An 18,917-nucleotide genomic window follows, 5' to 3' on the forward strand; every position below is an offset into this window, starting at 1 on the left:
GACTCCAGTCAACAATTCTAGTGGGGGATTTCAGTTTTCGATCTCATTCATCATAGCAGCTGTAACTAAGGCTGGCGGCGACAATAATGGAGATATTCGGGGCTTACGTTGCATTTTGAGGTCGCAAGTGCATGTGCGTAAATTGAAGCAAATTGCAAGGTTATGCCCAATAGGTAGCTAGCTTATTAATTTAACAAAAGTGACGTGTGTCGTTCTGCAGGGCATGCTGTTCCCCAACCCTGGAAAACCTATCCTCTTTAACACGTCAAAGTCGATTGATAGGCTTGCTGCAACAGCTATCTGCCCGGTTGAAGTCGAAGATCGATGTATCTGTAGGGTTTGGAAATAAATGCGGGCGCCCACCGCACTCACGGCTCAGTTACCATTCTTTGTGCATCGCGGCCGCGCGGCTAGTTGGTAGCTGTTCTAAGCCTAGTCAGTGCCGCCCTTCGCCCCAAGCCCCATAGTCAGATTTGAGAAATGACAGTAGGCGATGCCGCAACGCGCTTCATCGACCTATGTAAAACGACTCCTTTATCGAAATAGTGCACTCATCGCTCTCCACGGCGATCCCTTCATCGCGAATTGCACCGCCCAAGACGATCTGCACTGAAATCAATACTTTCTGATGCCTCTTGATTAGAGATGCCAGCCATAATCATCTCATCGCCAACGCATACGGCGTTCGGCAGCCAACACACTCTCACTCACTACTGGAAGCTCAGACATGAAAACCATAGGCATTGAAAACTCGAAGTCCAGCGTACAGGCCCACTTAACGCTTGGAACCAAAACTATGGGGCTAGGTATCTATGGCGCGTACTTGGCTCTCGCTATTATTTACTTCTGGTTCGGCGGCATGAAATTTACCCACTACGAGGCCGAGGGCCTGGTTCCACTGGTGAGCAACAGCCCGCTTTTGGGATGGGTGTATAGCATTTTTTCGGTCGACATGTTCTCCAGCCTGCTCGGCATACTAGAGATTTCGATCGGCACTCTGATCGCAGGCCGCATGCTGTCGCCCAAACTATCCGTGGTAGGAGGCGCTCTGTCTGCAGGCCTGTTCTTCACAACCCTTAGCTTTATGTTTTCCACTCCGGGCGTCATTGAGCCTAGTTTAGGGTTTCCGGCGATTTCCGTTGCGCCAGGTCAGTTTCTGCTTAAAGACTTAGGGTTGCTTGCTGTTTCGATATTTGTGGCAGGCCATTCGCTGGTTGAACTGGAAAAACGTAAAATTAATGCATAATTTTTTCAATGGCTTAAGGCAGTAATGCCTTAGGCCTTTTTGCCATCATTTTCCCCCGCCAGATCTTTCAACCAGTCACGAGGGCTCAACCCCGTCTTGCGTCTAAATGCGCGAGACAGCGCCGAAGGACTTTCGTAGCCGACTTGAGCTGCAATCAGCGTAATCGAGCGCCCTTCTCGCATCAGCTTCTGAGCCAGGCTAACTCGCCAACTCAACAAATAATCAGCAGGCGTCTGTCCGATGACACTCTTGAAATGCACGGCATACGCAGCGCGTGACATATTTGACTCACTGGCCAGCTCTGCTATTGACCAGGCATGTTCCGGGGAGTTGTGCATCTGTAAAAGCGATCGGGCAAGCCGCATGTCGGCCAGTCCAGCCATCATTCCGGTGCGCAACTGGTGATGATCGAGCAGGTAACGGAGCAACAGAATGATTAGGAGCTCAAATAAGCGCTCAAGCGCGGCTTCCCTTCCACAATGCACATTTGCCGCCTCGGCAAACATCCACTCCAACGTGTCTGCCAGCATGGGCAGATCATCGAGTGCGAGCACCAAACAGTCCGGTAATGAAGCCGACAAAGGATTATCAATTCCGCCCTCAAACTCCATGGAAGCACACAACAACTTTGCGCCATCGGACTCACCCGCAAACAATTGATGCTTGGCGGGGCGTGGCATAAAAATCAAGCTAGGGCGAGTGAGCTGCAAATCCTTGCGATCGGGACCAAGCAACGTCACGCTGCCGGCCTGAAGCAGATGGATATAACCTCGCCGCTCGGCGCCATCGTAAGATGCAGAGCCGCATAGGTCGCCGTCATAGAACAGATTGGCCCGCACGCCGAACCGCGAGAGCAAATTAGACAAACGATCCATTGGCCGATCCTTGACGAGTCAGAACGCACAGACCATACCATCTGCGTTGTCGTTCAGTGCCTGTAGCGAACATGCCGGCGTAAATCAGCCAACGGATAAAGTGATCACTGAGCAGCTCAGCCTCCCTTTCCAGTTCGGCTGTTAAAAAAACAACACCGTTGTTTGAAAGCACCAGCAAATCAAGTGCTCACTCTTCTATTTTACAGTACCTGGCAACAGCACTTTGCGGTGCAGTCGATCAGATATCCGGAAGGTTGATCGTAAGCTTCAGCCTAGCGCTCTTCGAATTTAATGTCGTCGAGCTTCGGCCCAACCATTCCCCCGACCTACTCTTCCCTCCCCTAGAGACCCTAGCAGTCACTTGAATCGCGGCTGTCTGCGATAAGGTGTTGCTGGTAACTATTGCATCAGCGCCTGAAAACTCCACCTCGGCCGGCAGACTTGAGACCTTAAGTCGTATGGTAGCGAGAGGTACCTTGGAGCCCGATAGCGTCTGTACGAAAACGAACACACTGTCATCCAAAGCGACCTTTTCGAAAATTTCCGGGGAAATGTCCACCCGTACCTTGAGCGGTGTTGGTGGCAAGCCAGCAACATGGTTAATCTGTTGCCGCTGACCGAAAACTGACCCAGTAGAGGCTGTTCTGCCGACTGAAAACTGACCCAGGTGTTCAACTGCTTCTGCTCAATTTTTGAGCAGGAGAACACAGGGTGATCAGTATGGAAATGATGGGCAAAATTCGCCGGATGTATTTCCGCGACAAGCTGTCGCTGCATGAGATAGCCAAGCGCACCGGGTTGGCGCGCAACACGATTCGCAAGTGGGTCAGAGCACCTGAGGCCAAGCCGCCGGTCTACCAACGCCGCGCGATCTTCAACAAACTCAGCCCTTTTCACGCCACGCTGGAGCAGGCGCTAAAAGCCGATTCGCTGCGGCCCAAGCAACAGCGGCGCAGTGCCAAGGCGCTGTTGGCGCAAATCAAAGCCGAAGGTTATGACGGTGGCTACAGCCAGCTCACCGCGTTTATCCGTGCCTGGCGAGGGGGACAGGGCAAGGCGTCGCAGGCCTTTGTGCCGCTGACCTTTGCTCTTGGCGAGGCGTTTCAGTTTGACTGGAGCGAGGAAGGCTTGCTGGTCGGCGGCATTTACCGGCGTATGCAGGTGGCACATCTGAAGCTGTGTGCCAGCCGTGCGTTCTGGCTTGTGGCGTATCCGAGCCAGGGCCATGAGATGTTATTTGACGCCCATACACGCTCGTTCGGCTCCTTGGGCGGCGTGCCGCGCCGGGGCATCTACGACAACATGAAGACCGCCGTCGACAAGGTCAATAAGGGCAAAGGCCGGGCGGTGAATGCGCGCTTTGCGGTGATGTGCGCGCATTACCTGTTCGATCCGGACTTCTGCAACGTCGCCGCTGGTTGGGAAAAGGGCATCGTTGAAAAGAACGTGCAAGACAGCCGCAGGCGTATCTGGCTAGACGCCCAGGACTGCCAGTTTCACTCCTTCGAGGAACTCAATGCCTGGCTGGGCCAGCGCTGCCGCGCGCTTTGGAACGAGCTGACGCACCCTCAATACAGCGGGCTGAGTGTGGCCGAAGTGCTGGAGTTGGAGCGCGCTGAACTGATGCCTGTGCCAGCGCCATTCGACGGTTACGTCGAGCGGCCTGCGCGGGTCTCCAGCACCTGCCTGGTCAGCGTCGGGCGCAACCGCTACTCGGTGCCGTGTGAGTATGCGGGTAAGTGGGTCAGCAGCCGTTTGTATCCGACGCGAATCGAGGTGGTGGCTGACGACGCGCTGATCGCCAGCCATGTCCGCTTGCTGGATCGCGACCAGGTCAGCTATGACTGGCAGCACTACCTCCCGCTGATCGAACGCAAGCCCGGTGCGCTGCGCAACGGCGCGCCCTTTGCTGATCTGCCGGCGCCGCTGCGTCAGCTTAAGCACGGTCTGGGGCGTCATGCCGGCGGTGACCGGATCATGGCGCAAGTTCTGGCTGCCGTACCGGTCGCCGGGCTCGATGCGGTGCTGGTGGCTGTTGAGCTGGTACTGGAAAGCGGCAGCCTGAGCGCCGAACACATCCTCAATGTCGTGGCGCGCCTGGCCGCGACCGAACCACCACCCAGCGTCGAAACCCACTTGTCGCTCAAGGAAGCCCCCGTCGCTAACACGGCGCGCTACGACCGCCTGCGTGGCCAGACCGAGGAGATCGGTCATGCGTGATTTGATGGCGGAACTCAAGGAGCTGCGCCTGCACGGCATGGCCACGGCCTGGGCGGAGTTGACTGCGCAGGGTGAGTCGAACACAGCCTCGTCCAAGTGGCTGCTCGAACACCTGCTGGAACAAGAGCACACAGATCGCGCCATGCGCTCGGTGAGCCACCAGATGAACATGGCCAAGCTGCCGATGCACCGCGACCTGGCCGGCTTCGACTTCAGCGCCTCCAGCGCAGACGCTCGTTTGATCAGCGAACTGGCCAGTCTGGCCTTTACCGACACCGCGCAGAACGTGGTGCTGATCGGTGGGCCTGGCACCGGTAAAACCCACCTGGCCACTGCGCTGGCCGTGTCCGGCATCACCCGGCACGGCAAGCGCGTGCGCTTCTACTCCACGGTCGATCTGGTCAATCTGCTGGAGCGCGAAAAGCACGACGGCAAAGCCGGGCGGATCGCCCAAGCTCTGCTGCGCATGGATCTGGTCATCCTCGACGAACTGGGTTATCTGCCCTTCAGCCAGGCCGGCGGTGCGTTGCTGTTTCACCTGCTATCCAAGCTGTACGAACACACCAGCGTGGTGATCACCACCAACCTGAGCTTCGCCGAATGGTCGAGCGTGTTCGGCGACGCCAAGATGACCACCGCCCTGCTGGATCGGCTGACCCACCACTGCCACATCGTCGAAACCGGTAACGAGTCCTATCGCCTGCAACACAGTAGCTTGGCGGCCCAGGCCAAGATCAAATCACGGGAGCGAAAGCGTAAGGGCGGCCAGGAACCGGAGGACGATGAGCCGTTCTGATTTCATGGCGACGACGGCCTGCTACATGGCTGCGTGTGGCAGGTCTTAAACAACTGAACTGGGCTAGCGAAGGAGTGGGGGCAACAGCAGCTGCGCTGGTAGACTTATCCACAGTTGCTGGTAACAAAATCAGCAATCCGCCCTGGGTCAAATTTCAATCGGCAGGGTGGGTCAATTTTCCATCAGCGCCAACAATAAGGATCTGATCCATGTCAAGCGATCCAACTGACCGTAATGTGTTGAATTCTCCCGCCGCGTATGAGGCTGTTTTGGGGCTAAGCAGCGGGCATACGGCACGGTGGGGGAACCTGCTGCTCAAGATTATCGAAGGCAGATCCCTGCACCAGGTGATGGAAGTGGCCGGTCGTGCTGAGGGGTATGCCTTGGGCTTACGCGATGCGGGGGTCATCACTGAAATTCAGCGTGATCGAATGGCATGTGTGGCCATGGCCGTGGCCGCTGAAAAAATCCAGAGTTTGCCTAACGATGCGTGAAGGTATCCATGAGGACGCGCTGCGATCTTTGGCCAGCCTGACAGACAAAGCGCTTAGCGTACGAAAATTTCCGTTTTCTCTATTAGCCCCGATACTGGCTTATGTTGGCAAAATCCAAGAGGATGCTGATCGGCTGATGACGAAAGTCTGCCAGGTGCGTGAAGTCATCACAACGGGCGGCACGCAGGAACCTCGACTGGTTATTTAACAGGGCGTTTGATTCATGACTCTACCATTGGTTGATCCGTTCTATCTTCCCTATGAGGCTTGGCAAACCAGGCATGCCACTCTCGAAGAGATGCTCGCAGCGGGCAAGCCCATTATTTACGTCAACGAAACGCTCAAAGCCCGCGTCTCCACCGCCCATGAAGCTGCCATCTATATGGCGGATGAAGGAGCTGACAATGGGCTGGGCAACTTCATCCAAGATGCTTTGGACAACAGCCCGGAGTACAAATCCTGGCGGAAAGCGATGCCATCGGCGACGCCAGCCGAACTTTCACGCTATCAGAAGAGCTACCCGAAGTGTGATTTCGACCAAGTTTCCAAAGAGATCGATGCGGTGGGGGGCGTGCTCAGTGAAGGTCAATGTCTGTTTCACGGCGGGCTATGGAACGGCTGCGACAGCCATGTCACTGATCGACCGTTTTCCACATCCCTCTGCCCCCAAGTTGCCTTGAGAAATGCGGATCATAAGGGCAAAGCGTATGATGCCGGCCGGATTGACCTGCTCGTCCTAAGAGCTACGAACCCAATAACTAAGGCCTTCGTGTTCAAGCGAAAAGGCACGAATCTTGGGCATGAGAGCGAAGTCCTCCTCGCAGCAGGTGCGGAACTGGTGTTGAGATCCGAAACCCTCATTCACGAGGACTACCTGGCTGGTAAATGGGGATACCCCGAAAAGCGGATACCGGTTTACGTCCTGGAGATTGACGTTTCGTAAACGACCGCGAGAACCGGACAGATGCGGTCGTTAGGCCGCTTGCTGCAGTTCAGTTATGCCATGACAGTGTGCTCTCTACCAGGGCAACGACGAATATCGTAATGGATCCTGGCAGAGAGCGTCGCTAGGGCTTACTCAGAAACGGCCCGCGCCTCCAAAACCCTTGGCCTGATACTCCGGCACTTTGCGCTCCAGAGCCTTGTCTTTGACTACCACCACCCCGGCGTAGGCATAGCGAATAGACAAGTCCTTGTCTTTCGCGATCAGGCCGGACTTGGCACCACTCAGAGCAGCCCGGTCGTGCTCAACAAAGTAGGTTTGCTTTCCATCGGTAACAGCTTGTACCACCTTGCCCGAGTTGAACGAAACGATCTTGCCTTCGTAGGTTTTGCCATCCTCAGCCTTCCTCATAGCGGGCATGTCATGCTTCGCATTCATGCCGGACGCCGCTGCATTCTGATCAGGCTTGGCCAACTTCGCGTTTCCAAGCGTGGCGTTGCCCAGCTCCATGGATTGCTTGAATGACTGTTTGAATTCTGCCGATCCTGGTTGATTATCAAACGGTAGGTCTTTGTATAGTTTCCCATCGGTATTGCCGGTGCTGGCATAGATCTGCACCTTTTGGCCAGGTTGCTCAACGAGCATCATCGGCTTCGAGTTCACATCCGCCTTGTGCCAAGCCTCGCCTGCTTTGGCCGCATCGGTAAAGACCTGACGGTCTTTGCCTTCTTGATTGAGCAAATAGGTAACTTCTGGTTTTGCCATGTGTAAACCCTCTCTCAGTATTTTACCTTGAAGGCTTGACCTTGATCCCAGCGGCTTTGCCAATGGTTCAGATAGGTTTCAGCGAGTGCCGGATCATTCCAAACCACCAGGGCGTTTTCGCTGTTGCTCTTGGCTGCTGCGGTGAAGTTGAAACTTCCGGTTTCCACCGCCATTCCATCGACAACCATGAACTTGTCGTGATGAATCGGGTAAGACTTGACCGTACGGGTCGGGATACCCGCCTTGGCTAGAAGCGTCAGGGCATGGCGCCCAGCGGTTGAGCGCGCTTCTTCGAGGTTGCTGCGGTGATCGGCGACCACCGCCACGTCAACACCGCGTTGCTTGGCGGCAACCAGCGCTCGGGTAACGTCTGGACTGGTGAAGACGTACGCAGCAACGCGGATAGAGCTGGTGGCCGCGTCAATGGTGCGCAGGACTAGTTTCTGTGCAGAGCCCTCGGGCGAGAAACCGACATCGATGCGACGGCTTCCGTCGCCCTCGTTGTCAGCAGCCAGGGCCAGCACTTGCTGGCTGACCCCCGCGACCAGTGCCATCGTCAACGCCAGTGGCTTGAAAACTCTAGAAACCATGTTCTACAGGCCCCCAAATATCGTTGGCCTTTTTAGTCAAACCCTCATCGTCCTTGCAGGACTCAACAGCCTCCCCACGTGCGGCTTTCGTGCGCGCAGGACTGAAATGTCCGTGCTTGTAACGCTTGATACTGAAATATTTCTGGATGTACTTGTCGCAGTCACCATCGCGGGTCATGCCAAGTAGACAAAGCACAGCACCGCAAGCGTCGGGGTTACTGTCATGGCCATAGGGCGGCTGGACCGGGTCATCAGCAGCGGCTGTACCTGACAGCAATAACGCTCCCAGCAAAAAAACGGATGGAAGTTTTTGCATAAATCCCCCTTTTCTCGCGTGCGAGAAATTCAATTGATGATCTGTACGAAAGATGGCTCGACTTGCGCTTGCCCTTGGCCGGATGCAGGCGCAACGGCTTGTTTTGGATCAGCGAAGCGTTGGAACTGTTCAACCGGCGCGGCATCGCCAGTGTCCAGCGCAACTTGAATCCTTGGCTGCTCAGGGCTCGCCGGTTGCATCGCAGCCTGTTGAGCGGGTTGCGGTGCCTGGCCGTTTTCGTCGGTCACAATCACCCATGGGTCACTATGTTTTGCCGAAGCCGTACGAGCGCGCACAGGCGCTTTCCGTGCCCCTAGTGATGCAACCGCTACGGGTATCGCCTCATCGCCTGCAGTGGCCGCCACAGCAGGCACAATCGGATCAGCACTCGAAGGATTCAGGGCACCGACCACGACTTTCTGCACATAGGACAGATCACCCTCTTTGTCCGGGCGATAACCACGTACAGGGCTCCCGCTGTAGTACATCGACAGCGAGTCGCGCAGGGCTTCTTGAGGGTTCGGATTCGCGGTCAGGGCCTTGGTGTAGTTCTTGACCATCAGCTCGCTAATCGCCTGCAGGTTGCGGCATGGTTCGAATGCCTGGGCATAGCTCAGGCCAAGAGCGCGCATGTTCGTCACCAGGAGCTGGCCAATACCGACCGAGAAACGGAAGCCTTCGCGCTCCAACCGTTCGGCGGTGGCCACCGCTTCACGCAACGACTGGGGCTGACGCTCCAATCGGCCATCGACAACCCCAATCGCGTAGGGGTTGTAGGTCGATTCATTGCCGATCAATGACTTTAGGGTCTGCGGATGCACGGCAGGCGCGCACTTGGCTGCCAGCTCAGAGAACGGCACCGGGGCTTGTTCATCGGCCCAGGCCTGGCCGAGGGTGCAGGCCAGTGCCAACAGCGTTACCGCGAACTTAGGCAGCTTTTGCATATTGAACCTCCGAGATGTAGCGACGGCCATCAAAGCCGTACTCCCACTGAATGACGACATCGATCAGTTGCCGCGAGTATTCGATCAGTTGCGACTTGTTCATTTCGGCGCCGCCACGGGCAGCCATGGACGCCAAGCGGTCGAACATCATTTCCGGCGAGTCCGAGTGAATCGAGGAAAGCGAACCGCTATGACCGGTGTTCAGCAGCTCCAAAAACGGGAAGGCTTCGCCGCCGCGGATCTCGCCCATGATTGCCCGGTCGGGGGTCAGTCGAAGAATCGACTCAAGCAGGTCAAACGGTGTGACCTTGGCGCGACCTTGACCGCCGCGTGAATAGATCAGGTGAACCACGTTCTTGTTGGGTGTGCGGATCTCGCGGGTGTCTTCAATGGTGACGAGACGTTCATGCGGATCAATGTGCTCCAGCATCCCGTTGAGCCAGGTGGTTTTACCCGCGTTGGTTCCGGCTGAAATCATGATGTTCTTGCGGGCTTTCATGATCCCGATGAAGAACTCTTTCCAGCGCTTAGCGCGATACAGCGCTATCAGGTGATCGTCGGAATAATCGCTGTGCAACCGAGGCTCGTTGATATGCTCGAAAGCCCCGGTGTCCTGGTATTCGTCCAGGGTGATTTGCTTGATACCGGGCTTACGGATACAGACGATGCCGCCAATGTGCTGCTCGACCGCAGGCGCCAAGACAACCTGCACGCGGTAATCGCCGCGCTGGTTGTCTGGCACACCCTCGGCGAGATTGATCGGAATACGGCCCGACAGAATCGGCGTATACGAGTCAACCTGTTGCCCGGTATGAGCGGCAATCACCTCACCGAGCGAGGTAATCAATCCAGTTGTTACCCCCTCGATCTGCACCGGCCTCATGAACCGACTGCCGCGATACCCGGCCCAGACGTTGTCGGGGCCATTGATCGCAATTTCGGTCACTTCTGGATCGTCTAGAAGCGTGACCAGGTTTTTCAGTTTGGCGCGGAACGATGCAATCTCAGACATACCGCTTCCTCACTGGATGAAGGTGACGCCGCCACTTTTGGCGTGCTCGATCTCGGCCTCAAACTGCGAGGTGAAATCCAAATCGCGCTGCAGGTAGATCACCACACGCGAGCCATGGGGCACGGTCAAAGTCGGTTGGATACTGGCGTAACGACCCAGGATCGTTTGGGCCGACTCAGAAGCGGCTTCCTGTACTTCCGTGCGATAGCGTGACGCCGAGTTTTCTTGATCGCCGGACGACACGCCGGTATTCGAGGCACCGGCGCCGATGATCGAAACCGCTGCAGCAACACCGAAGATTTGCCCCCAATGGTTATCGACTACGCCACCTTGGCCAGCGGTGCCCAACTGGTCAGAGCCCGCGCTATTGATCGCGATCTCCATTGCTGGACGTCCCGGCAGGTTCGGCGTACGCAACCAATTCCAGATGGTGAACAAGCGTTCTTGACCAGGGCGAAGACTGGCGTTGTAGCTGCCGCAAACCGTCGAGCCCCACGGAATCAGAACCCGGCGACCGACCGCCGCGTAAACGTCCTGCTGAATGTCTACGCAGATCTGCCCCGGCAACTGGCTTTGGGCGCGGGGCTGCAACACAGCCTCGATAACAGCGCCCTGCAGAACCTTGTATTCCAGGTTTTCCATCTTGCGCACCTTGGATACCGCAACCCCATCGGTGAACGTCGAGGATGCATAAGCGCTATTGGCATTTGACGGGACAGGAGCGTTTCTATCGCTCCCCCCGCCCAAGGATCCAGACCCACCCTTCTGGCCCTCCGCTTCATCCGTGAAGCCCTCGTCTTTCGCAGTGGCGATGATGGCCGAGCGTTGACGTGCGGCCTGCATCTTCTGTTCTTCAAGCTCACGCTGCAGCTCAATGGCCTGGCGACGCTTCTCGGCTTCGCTCATACCGGTTTGATTTTCACGGTCTACCACCGTGCGCGGCGTGTCAGCGGGTGCAGTGCTGCCGTCATTGCTGACAGGAGCGACCTGCGCCGCTTGGCGCTTGGGGGTTGGATCCTGCACTCGGCGCGGCTGTGCGGCGGTGATCGCGTCATTACCAACGCTGTTCCCGGCTACAGGTTCATCACTGTGTTTTAACCAGTAGACAAACCCACAAAGCGCAACCGCCGTGAGCGCCATAGCGACACCGGCAGCCTTGTTTGAGCCGGGCTTCGCTTTGAGCATCGAGTTCGACTGTGATTCGTTCCACTCACGAAGTTCGTCCTCGCGGGTTTTCTCCGGAACGGGTTTGTTGTCGTCATTTTTCATGCTTACGCCCCCCCGCCATCACGAGCGCCCCGAGTAACGGTGTGCTTGTATGGGTTGGCTAGGTTCTCCACGCAGACATGGGCGTTGCCGTCACGCAGGACAAACATACTGTCCAGGCGCTCTATGACCACGTAATCACCCTCACGGCGTTTGTTGACCATGGCCTCAGTGCCATCGGGCAACACGCGGTAGAACTGCGGCATGTCAGCCCCTTTCTTGAGCAGGAACTTGGTGAACTGGCCATCATCCATGACCGACTGCAAGCCAATGGCGTCCTTGTCACCTGCATAGCCGTAGTTGATGTTCGGGGAGCTTGGCGTGCCGGTGCTGACCACAGGCGGGGGCTCATTGCTCTTGACCTCAGTGAAAGAGGACACGCGGCTGCTTGGGTAAATGAAGCGAATCAGGTACGACTGGCCGGTGTTTTTCTTGGAGCTACCCAGCTGGAAATAGTAAGTACGCTTGCTGGTGATCACGGTCAGGTTGGTGTCCGCGTTTTCCTCGACCGGCTTGAGGAACAGACGATTGCGGAACGGGATGGTTTGCCAGGCGATGGTGTCGCCCAAGGCAACAACTTTCACCATTTCATCCGCTTCAAATTCGAGGGATGTTTGATAGTTATAAGTGCCCACCAGTTCGTAGACTTGGTTCGGGTCATAAGCAACTTGTTTAACCCGGTTATCGGTCAAGAGCGGGGTTGGCAACTTAGCGGCGTGTGCAAAACCACCAAAAAAACACAAACTCAGGGCGATAGCGGTCGGCAAAATGCAATGTTGCTTCATGGTTTAGTTTCCTTGAATTGAGTGAATTACCGGCGGCTCAGTTCTTCACTTTTTCGATAAACAGTAATCACAGTACCGAGCGGGTTAACCCAGCGATCACCGAGCTGACGCGGTACAAGTGTGTTCGCTATTTTCAGGTTCGCTGTGTAGTTTGTTGGTACGGGATCAGCTTTCCCTGCTTGATGAAAGTTTGACGTGAATGAAACTTGATAAATGTCGCCTACTTTGTTGATGCTGTACGCCTCGGCTTCAATCCACTCCTTTTCACCCAGCAATGCGTAGGGGTTTCTTGGGTTATCAGGATTGATTTCCTGCTCGTACTGGCGGGCAACCTCCGGCGTTGTGTACAGGTGGCAGGTGTCAGAAAGTGACTGCCTTCTGCGTGGATCAAAGGTGTTGCACGCATTCACGAAGGCGTACAGGTCTGACTCGATCAAGGCTTGTTCTGCCGAAACATTGTCCTTGTCAATGACGCGCATTTTCAGGACTTCACCGTCTGCGCCGATGGTGGCTACCACGGGAATTACAGTGTGCAGATCCGACAGGACATAGACCGCACAAGCCAACGCAACAATGGAAATCGCCTGAGCACCATTGAGGAACAGGGAGCGATTGCGTTCCTGTTTGACCTTCTGCTGCTCTCGCAATGAATTGCGGCGCACGGCCTCATCATTCTTGAATGTCTTGTCCATTACATTTTCACTCCCAAAGTTCTAACAGCCATCATCACCAGCGACGAACCCCCTACAGTTGCACCAGAGGACAACGCAGCGGCCCAACCGCGAACTTGCAACATGCAGATAATCAAGACTCCTTCCACGATCAATAATGTGCCGTACTGTTGAGCCGTCATCAGGGCTGCGTCACTGATAGTCGCGGTTTGCGCAACTTCGTTAATGGCGTCTCCGAAGACGGAGTAACCGAACCGGATAATGGCGATGGACAGAATGTAGATAAGCGAGAAGTTCAACATCTTGCTTAGCCAATTCATTCCCCAACCCCGTGTTTGAGGAAAGAAGAAAAACGCGACCAGGATCGGAAGAATCGACATGCTGATAGCTGCACCAAATTTAGCAATCAGCATGTTCAAGATCGCGACCACGAACAGAATGCAGTTAATAACGAATAAGCCGTAGCCCATCATGATCATTGCAAACTGCCGCCAACTGACGTTCATCAGAACGCTGGCTACTTTCCCGACATTCACATACAAGGCGTCGAGCATCGACGTCGAGTTGATACCCCCGCTCATGATCTTCGCGGCAATGGATTCTGTGAAACCGCCCCATGCCTGGTAGAACACAAGCCCTCCCGTAGACCAATTCAGCGTCAGGAACACCATGGCAGTGAGGAACATCCTTTGCGCCAGATCCCAATACTTGATGGCTTGGCCGTTGTAGATCGTGAACCCGAGCACTGCCCAGTAAGCAACGGCAATCAGGTACACGGCTGGGGAAACCAGTTCCGCCAAGTCAGGAAACACCTGGGCGACGAAGCTGGTAGTCACTTCGTCAGTGGCACCGATTAAGCCCTCAAGGGTCAGCTGCGCCATGGGTTCGATGCTCCGTACACACCCTTGAAGTGGGAGAGCACTTCGGGGTCGCGGAAGTCATTGGCACTCAACTGCACACCGGTTTGTGCCTTGATCTCTCTGGAAGTCTGTTCGATGCAGCCTTGAACCAGCGAACCACCGTACGACGACGACTTCATGTAGATCTCAGCAAAGCAAGTGCCAGGGAACCAGTTGCCAACGTCGCGTTTTGATGCGCTCAACAGAGGGTTTTTCCCGACGCTGATCGGTGCTGTTGGATTGCCTGGTTCAGCAGGTTCCGTCGAGAAGTACGAAGCGGTATTGATGTAAACCACGCTACCGACAACGACCACGGCAACGACTACCGAAAGGACGTGATGCAGTTTGAATTTAAGCATTGCTGCGCTCCTGGTCTGCTGTGACGAACGGGGTGAACTGGCAAGCGCAAGGCGACTTATCAATCTTGCCGGTGTTGGTGACACAGCCCGAGGCCGCACTGACCACTACGGCCAGCAGCACCACTTTCCAGAGCTTGAACACCACCCACAGCGGGAGCCAGATCGGGAGGGTGACGCCTTTGAAGATGAAGACGATTGCTTTCATGCGGTTACTCCTTTTCTCGCACGCGAGAATTACTGATCTTTCCACTTGAAGAATTTTTCGTTGTCCGATGTAGCCTGGTTCTCAGCGTTGTTCAGGTTCGCTTGCAGGTTCATGTTCAACGCTGACAGCTTCGACTGAGCCGAGGACAACATGCCGTTTTCAGCGGCAATACGGTTTTGCAGGTCTGCTGCGTCCTTGGCATTGGCGGTGTGATCGACTTGCGCCGAGAGCGTGGCCAAGTTGTTCAGGTGGACTTGCACCTCGCTGTACAGCGCGTCACCACCAGACATTGCAGCGCGAACAGAGTCAGAACTGAGCTGATAATTCTGAGCCCGTTGGCCCTGCGGGTTGTTGAACAGTTCCTGCGGCAACGTGTTGATCAGTTGCTCGTAATACGACTGCTTGCTGCCATAAGCGCCCGAGCTTTGACGGGAAACGACTTCCTGCCATGAACCTGGCACGACCGAGGCTGAGTTGATCGCGTCATTCAGACCGATAGCGCCGCGACCGTACGAGCCTTTGAGGCTGTCCAGGGTTCGGCTTTGCGTCTCGTAGGACTGTTTCAACGTGTCAAATTGATCTTTCAACACGAGGTATTGCTGGGCCAACGCAGCCCAGGTGCCAGCGTCACCAGTTGGAACACCCGTTGCGTGTGCTTGGCCGCTGATAGCCATAACCACCGCCGTAGCGAGGCTCAGCTTTTTGATAGTCGTCATCATTTGACCGCCTTCAAGTTGTGAGTGTTTTTGGCTTTGGCTTCGGCCATGAAGACCGGAACCCATTGCTCTGGATCGTCAGTGCCCAGGCGCTTGATGATCGACTCCATCAGAGCCACACCAACATCGTTCGAGGACAGCACAGGGATGAAGTCGGACAGATCGGCCTTCGGATCCTCTGAGGTCAGATCGAATACAACCTTGATCGACTCTTTGCCGCGACGGATAAGGAACTTGCGAGAGCCCTGGCCGATTTCGCGGATCCACTTACGTTCAGCGACGGTCAGGTTTTGATGATCTTCATCAGTGGCCGCGTCGTTCGACAGATAGATCTTGGTGGCACTCTGTTTGTCGATTGAGTCGGTTTCACTGCGGAAATACTTGGCATCAGGCGTGACAAAGATAATCAGGCCGTTTTTGCGACGGATCTGCATGATGAAGTTGTCGATTCGCTTCTTCCAATACTCGTTCTTCACCAGGTTTTGCCCTTCTTCCAGTACCAGGATGAAAGGCGTGCCATCCATTGCTTGCTCGATGCGATGCAGGGGGTAGCTCAACACGACCGGAAGTTCTGGCCGCGCCTCACCGCCCTTGAGCAGTTCCATCATTTCAAAGCAGTAGTGCCTCGACGTGCTCAGGTCGATGGAGTCATTCACGTTGTCGAAGACACCGGCATTCGCGCCAGTGACACCCTTGGCGCCGTGCCAGATGGCCATAACATCGGCCAGCTCGCCCTGGCCATACGTCCACACGATATTGCGGAACCGGCGATCCTCGAACGGCAGGCTGTAGTTTTCGTCCACCAGAGCCTTGAAACGCTTGATGTCATCAGCAGACGTAGGGGTTGATGCGTAGCACTGACGCATCAGCACTTGCAGATCCACCAGGAACGCACGATTTTCAGCTGTATCGGGCAGTTTGAAGGGGTTCCAGTTCATGCCGCTATGAGGGGAAAGCGTGGTATGCACACCTCCCATAGCTTTCATGAACACCTTTGCGCCGTAGCGGTTATCGAACCAGAATACTCGCGGCTCGGCTTTGTCGGCCTCACTGACCATTAGAGAAATAACGGTGGTCTTGCCCGAACCCGTATCAGCGGCAATTGCCGTGTGTCCTGCAACCATCCCTTCCAGTTCGCGATGGAAGTTGAAGTTGTAGGAAGTCCCGCTCTCAGTTTCAAAAGCAGTAATGGCTGGCCCCCACAAGTTGCCATCCCGACGCCCCTTGGCGAAGTTGTGCAACGAAGCAAACCCCGCGAAGTTGGTCGATTTGATCTTGCCGCGACGACCAATCAGATTCTGTGCTTGGCCTGGCAGCTGCGACCAGTAGAAGGTTTCCAGGCCCATCCACTCGCGTACCGATTTGACGTTCAGGTCAACAAAGCAGTTTTCCACCAGGCCCACGGCCTTATCGAGTTCGCTAGCGTTCTGCTTACGATTCGCTTCCGAGTCCATAGGCAGCGACGGCACATGCACAAAGATGGTCAGGTGGTGCAGACCGTTGACAGCATCACCACGGCGCAACGCCCGAATACCCTCAGTCAGTTCCTTGCTGTCATCGTCGGCGATGCCGTGGGTGTCCGAGACAGTCAGACGCCGTTGTTCTTGCGTCATCGCCGATTCAGCTTCGATTCGGTTAGAGAAGAAGAACGATTGCGTGGTGATGTATTCCACCGGCTGCTGCAGGAACTTGTTCATCATCCGCGATGGAGTTCTGCGCGGCCATTCAGCCATGCTCAACATCGCGCCGATACGCGAACTGGTGCTGCCACGTACTTCGCACATGGTTGCCAACACACGAAAATTAAGACGAGCGTATGTCAACGTTTCGCAGAGCTTCTGATCGCTCAGAGGGATCTTGCGATCCTCAAGGTTGATCAAGTAGTTGAAGAACGTACTGAGTTCAGAGAATTCCTCTCCCAGGAAGTCATACACGACCTCTGAAGGGTATTGCTGGTGATCGCCGTTGTGCTCTTTGAAATCCGCCCAGCTCCAACGGAAACGACGCACCGCGTCATAAGCCCGGTCACGGTCGATCATCTTTGAATCGGTTTTAGGGTGCCGCTGCACTTTCAGGCGAGTCGCACCGTACTCGGACAGTCCACCCAGCAGCAGATTCGCAGCCTTGTACAGATCGTCAGCCATGTCGTCATAGGATTCAGCATCCTGCTTAGTCGGGCTCGTCCCTGTAATCAGCGCAATGCCTCGATCCATCAGCCCTGGTACACCAGACCGGAAACGGTTGCGTACCAGCGAGATATAGATCTCGTTGACGTAGAACCCTTTGTGTTGATAGCGGCCACGCCAAGCAGCGTTGAGTTGTTTGGAGAACCAGGTGCCGCCCTCGCCTTCTGGGAAATCAAAGACCTTACGGCGGATGGTATGCACGTACAGGCCCAAGTTACTGGATGCGACGGTACGCAGCAGCGTGTTACGGCGAACTTCAAACTGTTTAACCTGTTCTTCGGTCAGCGAATCAAAGAGCAAGCCATCAATTTTTATAACTTGGACTAACGCGCTTTCCTTGGTCATTACCGTCTGATCATCGTAGTGATAGTCATACGGCACCATTGCGCTGACTTCCAACTCCAGCAGATCCTCTTCGGATCCTGCTGGCTGTTGAACGCCTAGCGACAAGTCGAGATTGCGCGTCAATTTCCTAAACGCTTTATCAACGAGGCGCATAACTCCGATACCCCCACAATTTCCTATTCCGAGAGGCCCGTAAACGAAATGCAGATTGCAAGACACCAAACAAGTAAACGTCTTTGCTGCAGATGTAATACGAAATGCCAAACAGAAGTGGTATTGCCCCAACCGGCCATAACGAGCGAATTACCAATGCTGTTATGAGCGGCCCAAAGATGCTGATAAGGATGCTCGATAGCGTGAAGGCGCCGACCATAGATGGCCGAGCCATCGCTAAGACGAGCACCTCACCCTCATCGGGTGCATGCTCGACCGCACTCATTGCAATGAGGTTGCTGCGCCAGATTTGATCTCGGCGACGATGTTCGGTGCGAAGAACACCAGGAACACACCGGCGACAGTCCAACCGAAGGTGGACCACTCGACACGGCCCGACTTAGCCCGGAAGCCCTGCACCACAATGGCCAGGATGCCCAGGTAGTAACCGATATCAAAGATGAGGAAGCTAACAATGTCTTTCAGCAGGTTCTTGACCGAACTGAAGTCCATCGCCGCGTTGGCAAATTCAGGGAGAAGGCTCAGGGAGAACAGCGACCCGATGACGACGATCTTTTCTGCCTTGGCAGTCCAGTCTTTGCGCATCAGGGCCGCGTGGTTCATTCCGTGTTTAGGGGTGAAGATATTGCGAAGGGTTGTTACCGTGTTGCTTTGTTGAAGCTTTGTTACCCAGGATTGTTTTTTAATGGTTTCTGACTTACGGGAATTCGACTTTCCAATTTCGAGTTGCATACCGTTGCCTCTTCATAGTCATGACGGGGAATCCCCGTACGTTATGGTTATTGCTTTGTGCGGATTGTTAGGACAGGTCTCTTTTATAAAGTCGATAGCAGTATCGGCATTTTTAAAAAGTCTGGTCTTCCCTAACGCTGTAACAACCGAAAACACTTGCCCTGTTGATGGACTTTCGATGATGAGTTCCCACTTCCGAACATTATCCAAGTACCGCTCTTGTAGATGAACTCGGTAATCCGGTTGGGCGTTGGTGAAAACCACCAGGTCTTTTTTATCTAGGGATTGCATCATGTCCTCTGAATAGCTCAGCGCTAAAAACAGAGGGGATACTGTAGCCCCTGACATTTTTCTTCTAGATCCCACCTCGCATTTTCT

General features: G+C 55.1%; 23 protein-coding genes. 6 read left to right on the top strand and 17 right to left on the bottom strand.

The window, feature by feature from the left end:
* Positions 1–727: 727 nt before the first annotated feature.
* Entirely contained in the window at positions 728–1,246 is a 519-nt protein-coding gene (locus VSQ83_RS26385) for a YkgB family protein (RefSeq protein ID WP_003464991.1), read from the top strand.
* Positions 1,247–1,275: 29 nt separating this feature from the next.
* Here the strand turns inward: VSQ83_RS26385 and VSQ83_RS26390 are convergent, their stop codons facing one another.
* Both VSQ83_RS26390 and VSQ83_RS26890 read right to left on the bottom strand, forming a co-directional pair.
* Positions 1,276–2,121, bottom strand: a complete 846-nt coding sequence (locus tag VSQ83_RS26390; protein WP_003464995.1) for an AraC family transcriptional regulator — start codon at positions 2,119–2,121, stop codon at positions 1,276–1,278.
* Between the two features lie 238 nt (positions 2,122–2,359).
* On the bottom strand, positions 2,360–2,680 hold the full coding sequence (locus VSQ83_RS26890) for a c-type cytochrome biogenesis protein CcmI/CycH (RefSeq protein WP_032677089.1): 321 nt from the start codon (positions 2,678–2,680) through the stop codon (positions 2,360–2,362).
* A gap of 161 nt (positions 2,681–2,841) precedes the next feature.
* Here VSQ83_RS26890 and istA point away from each other — a divergent pair, with 161 nt between their 5' ends.
* The 5 genes from istA (at position 2,842) to VSQ83_RS26415 (ending at position 6,574) form a co-directional block, all read left to right on the top strand.
* Positions 2,842–4,341, top strand: coding sequence for an IS21-like element ISPst3 family transposase (gene istA, locus VSQ83_RS26395; protein WP_024012635.1), 1,500 nt, complete (start codon positions 2,842–2,844; stop codon positions 4,339–4,341).
* The gene (gene istB, locus VSQ83_RS26400; protein WP_010454871.1) at positions 4,334–5,137 is read left to right on the top strand and encodes an IS21-like element ISPst3 family helper ATPase IstB; all 804 of its coding nucleotides are present in this window, start codon (positions 4,334–4,336) and stop codon (positions 5,135–5,137) included. The genes istA and istB overlap by 8 nt, the downstream gene beginning before the upstream one ends.
* Before the next feature lie 209 nt (positions 5,138–5,346).
* Complete coding sequence (locus tag VSQ83_RS26405) at positions 5,347–5,631, top strand: hypothetical protein (protein ID WP_070414880.1); 285 nt, start codon at positions 5,347–5,349, stop codon at positions 5,629–5,631.
* Entirely contained in the window at positions 5,624–5,839 is a 216-nt protein-coding gene (locus tag VSQ83_RS26410; RefSeq protein WP_070414879.1) for a hypothetical protein, read from the top strand. The genes VSQ83_RS26405 and VSQ83_RS26410 overlap by 8 nt, the downstream gene beginning before the upstream one ends.
* Before the next feature lie 15 nt (positions 5,840–5,854).
* On the top strand, positions 5,855–6,574 hold the full coding sequence (locus VSQ83_RS26415; protein ID WP_070414878.1) for a hypothetical protein: 720 nt from the start codon (positions 5,855–5,857) through the stop codon (positions 6,572–6,574).
* A gap of 135 nt (positions 6,575–6,709) precedes the next feature.
* On the opposite strand, the gene VSQ83_RS26420 is transcribed toward VSQ83_RS26415, so the two are convergent.
* The 15 genes from VSQ83_RS26420 to VSQ83_RS26485 are packed head-to-tail and all read right to left on the bottom strand — an operon-like array spanning position 6,710 to position 18,539.
* Positions 6,710–7,339: a KfrB domain-containing protein gene (locus tag VSQ83_RS26420; RefSeq protein ID WP_070414877.1), complete on the bottom strand. Its 630-nt coding sequence runs from the start codon at positions 7,337–7,339 to the stop codon at positions 6,710–6,712.
* Positions 7,340–7,353: 14 nt separating this feature from the next.
* Entirely contained in the window at positions 7,354–7,929 is a 576-nt protein-coding gene (locus VSQ83_RS26425) for a phospholipase D family nuclease (RefSeq protein WP_070414876.1), read from the bottom strand.
* The gene (locus VSQ83_RS26430) at positions 7,919–8,245 is read right to left on the bottom strand and encodes a TrbM/KikA/MpfK family conjugal transfer protein (RefSeq protein WP_070414875.1); all 327 of its coding nucleotides are present in this window, start codon (positions 8,243–8,245) and stop codon (positions 7,919–7,921) included. Before VSQ83_RS26430 ends, VSQ83_RS26425 begins: the two co-directional genes overlap by 11 nt.
* A 29-nt stretch (positions 8,246–8,274) precedes the next feature.
* Positions 8,275–9,189, bottom strand: coding sequence for a lytic transglycosylase domain-containing protein (locus tag VSQ83_RS26435; RefSeq protein ID WP_070414874.1), 915 nt, complete (start codon positions 9,187–9,189; stop codon positions 8,275–8,277).
* Entirely contained in the window at positions 9,173–10,201 is a 1,029-nt protein-coding gene (gene virB11, locus VSQ83_RS26440; RefSeq protein WP_070414873.1) for a P-type DNA transfer ATPase VirB11, read from the bottom strand. Before virB11 ends, VSQ83_RS26435 begins: the two co-directional genes overlap by 17 nt.
* 9 nt (positions 10,202–10,210) lie before the next feature.
* The gene (locus VSQ83_RS26445) at positions 10,211–11,470 is read right to left on the bottom strand and encodes a TrbI/VirB10 family protein (protein WP_070414872.1); all 1,260 of its coding nucleotides are present in this window, start codon (positions 11,468–11,470) and stop codon (positions 10,211–10,213) included.
* A gap of 2 nt (positions 11,471–11,472) precedes the next feature.
* On the bottom strand, positions 11,473–12,252 hold the full coding sequence (locus tag VSQ83_RS26450) for a TrbG/VirB9 family P-type conjugative transfer protein (RefSeq protein ID WP_070414871.1): 780 nt from the start codon (positions 12,250–12,252) through the stop codon (positions 11,473–11,475).
* Between the two features lie 26 nt (positions 12,253–12,278).
* On the bottom strand, positions 12,279–12,944 hold the full coding sequence (locus tag VSQ83_RS26455) for a type IV secretion system protein (RefSeq protein WP_070414870.1): 666 nt from the start codon (positions 12,942–12,944) through the stop codon (positions 12,279–12,281).
* Positions 12,944–13,804, bottom strand: coding sequence for a type IV secretion system protein (locus VSQ83_RS26460; RefSeq protein ID WP_070414869.1), 861 nt, complete (start codon positions 13,802–13,804; stop codon positions 12,944–12,946). Before VSQ83_RS26460 ends, VSQ83_RS26455 begins: the two co-directional genes overlap by 1 nt.
* On the bottom strand, positions 13,792–14,181 hold the full coding sequence (locus VSQ83_RS26465) for a hypothetical protein (protein WP_070414868.1): 390 nt from the start codon (positions 14,179–14,181) through the stop codon (positions 13,792–13,794). The genes VSQ83_RS26460 and VSQ83_RS26465 overlap by 13 nt, the downstream gene beginning before the upstream one ends.
* Positions 14,174–14,386, bottom strand: a complete 213-nt coding sequence (locus VSQ83_RS26470; protein WP_048377561.1) for a hypothetical protein — start codon at positions 14,384–14,386, stop codon at positions 14,174–14,176. Before VSQ83_RS26470 ends, VSQ83_RS26465 begins: the two co-directional genes overlap by 8 nt.
* Positions 14,387–14,415: 29 nt before the next feature.
* Positions 14,416–15,102, bottom strand: a complete 687-nt coding sequence (locus VSQ83_RS26475; RefSeq protein WP_081036824.1) for a type IV secretion system protein — start codon at positions 15,100–15,102, stop codon at positions 14,416–14,418.
* Entirely contained in the window at positions 15,102–17,786 is a 2,685-nt protein-coding gene (locus tag VSQ83_RS26480) for a type VI secretion protein (RefSeq protein ID WP_238933283.1), read from the bottom strand. The genes VSQ83_RS26475 and VSQ83_RS26480 overlap by 1 nt, the downstream gene beginning before the upstream one ends.
* Complete coding sequence (locus VSQ83_RS26895; protein ID WP_081036823.1) at positions 17,773–18,072, bottom strand: VirB3 family type IV secretion system protein; 300 nt, start codon at positions 18,070–18,072, stop codon at positions 17,773–17,775. Before VSQ83_RS26895 ends, VSQ83_RS26480 begins: the two co-directional genes overlap by 14 nt.
* The gene (locus tag VSQ83_RS26485; protein WP_070414867.1) at positions 18,069–18,539 is read right to left on the bottom strand and encodes a TrbC/VirB2 family protein; all 471 of its coding nucleotides are present in this window, start codon (positions 18,537–18,539) and stop codon (positions 18,069–18,071) included. The genes VSQ83_RS26895 and VSQ83_RS26485 overlap by 4 nt, the downstream gene beginning before the upstream one ends.
* Between the last annotated feature and the right edge of the window lie 378 nt (positions 18,540–18,917).

Source organism: Pseudomonas sp. DSV-1 (assembly GCF_035830915.1).
Taxonomy (GTDB): domain Bacteria; phylum Pseudomonadota; class Gammaproteobacteria; order Pseudomonadales; family Pseudomonadaceae; genus Aquipseudomonas.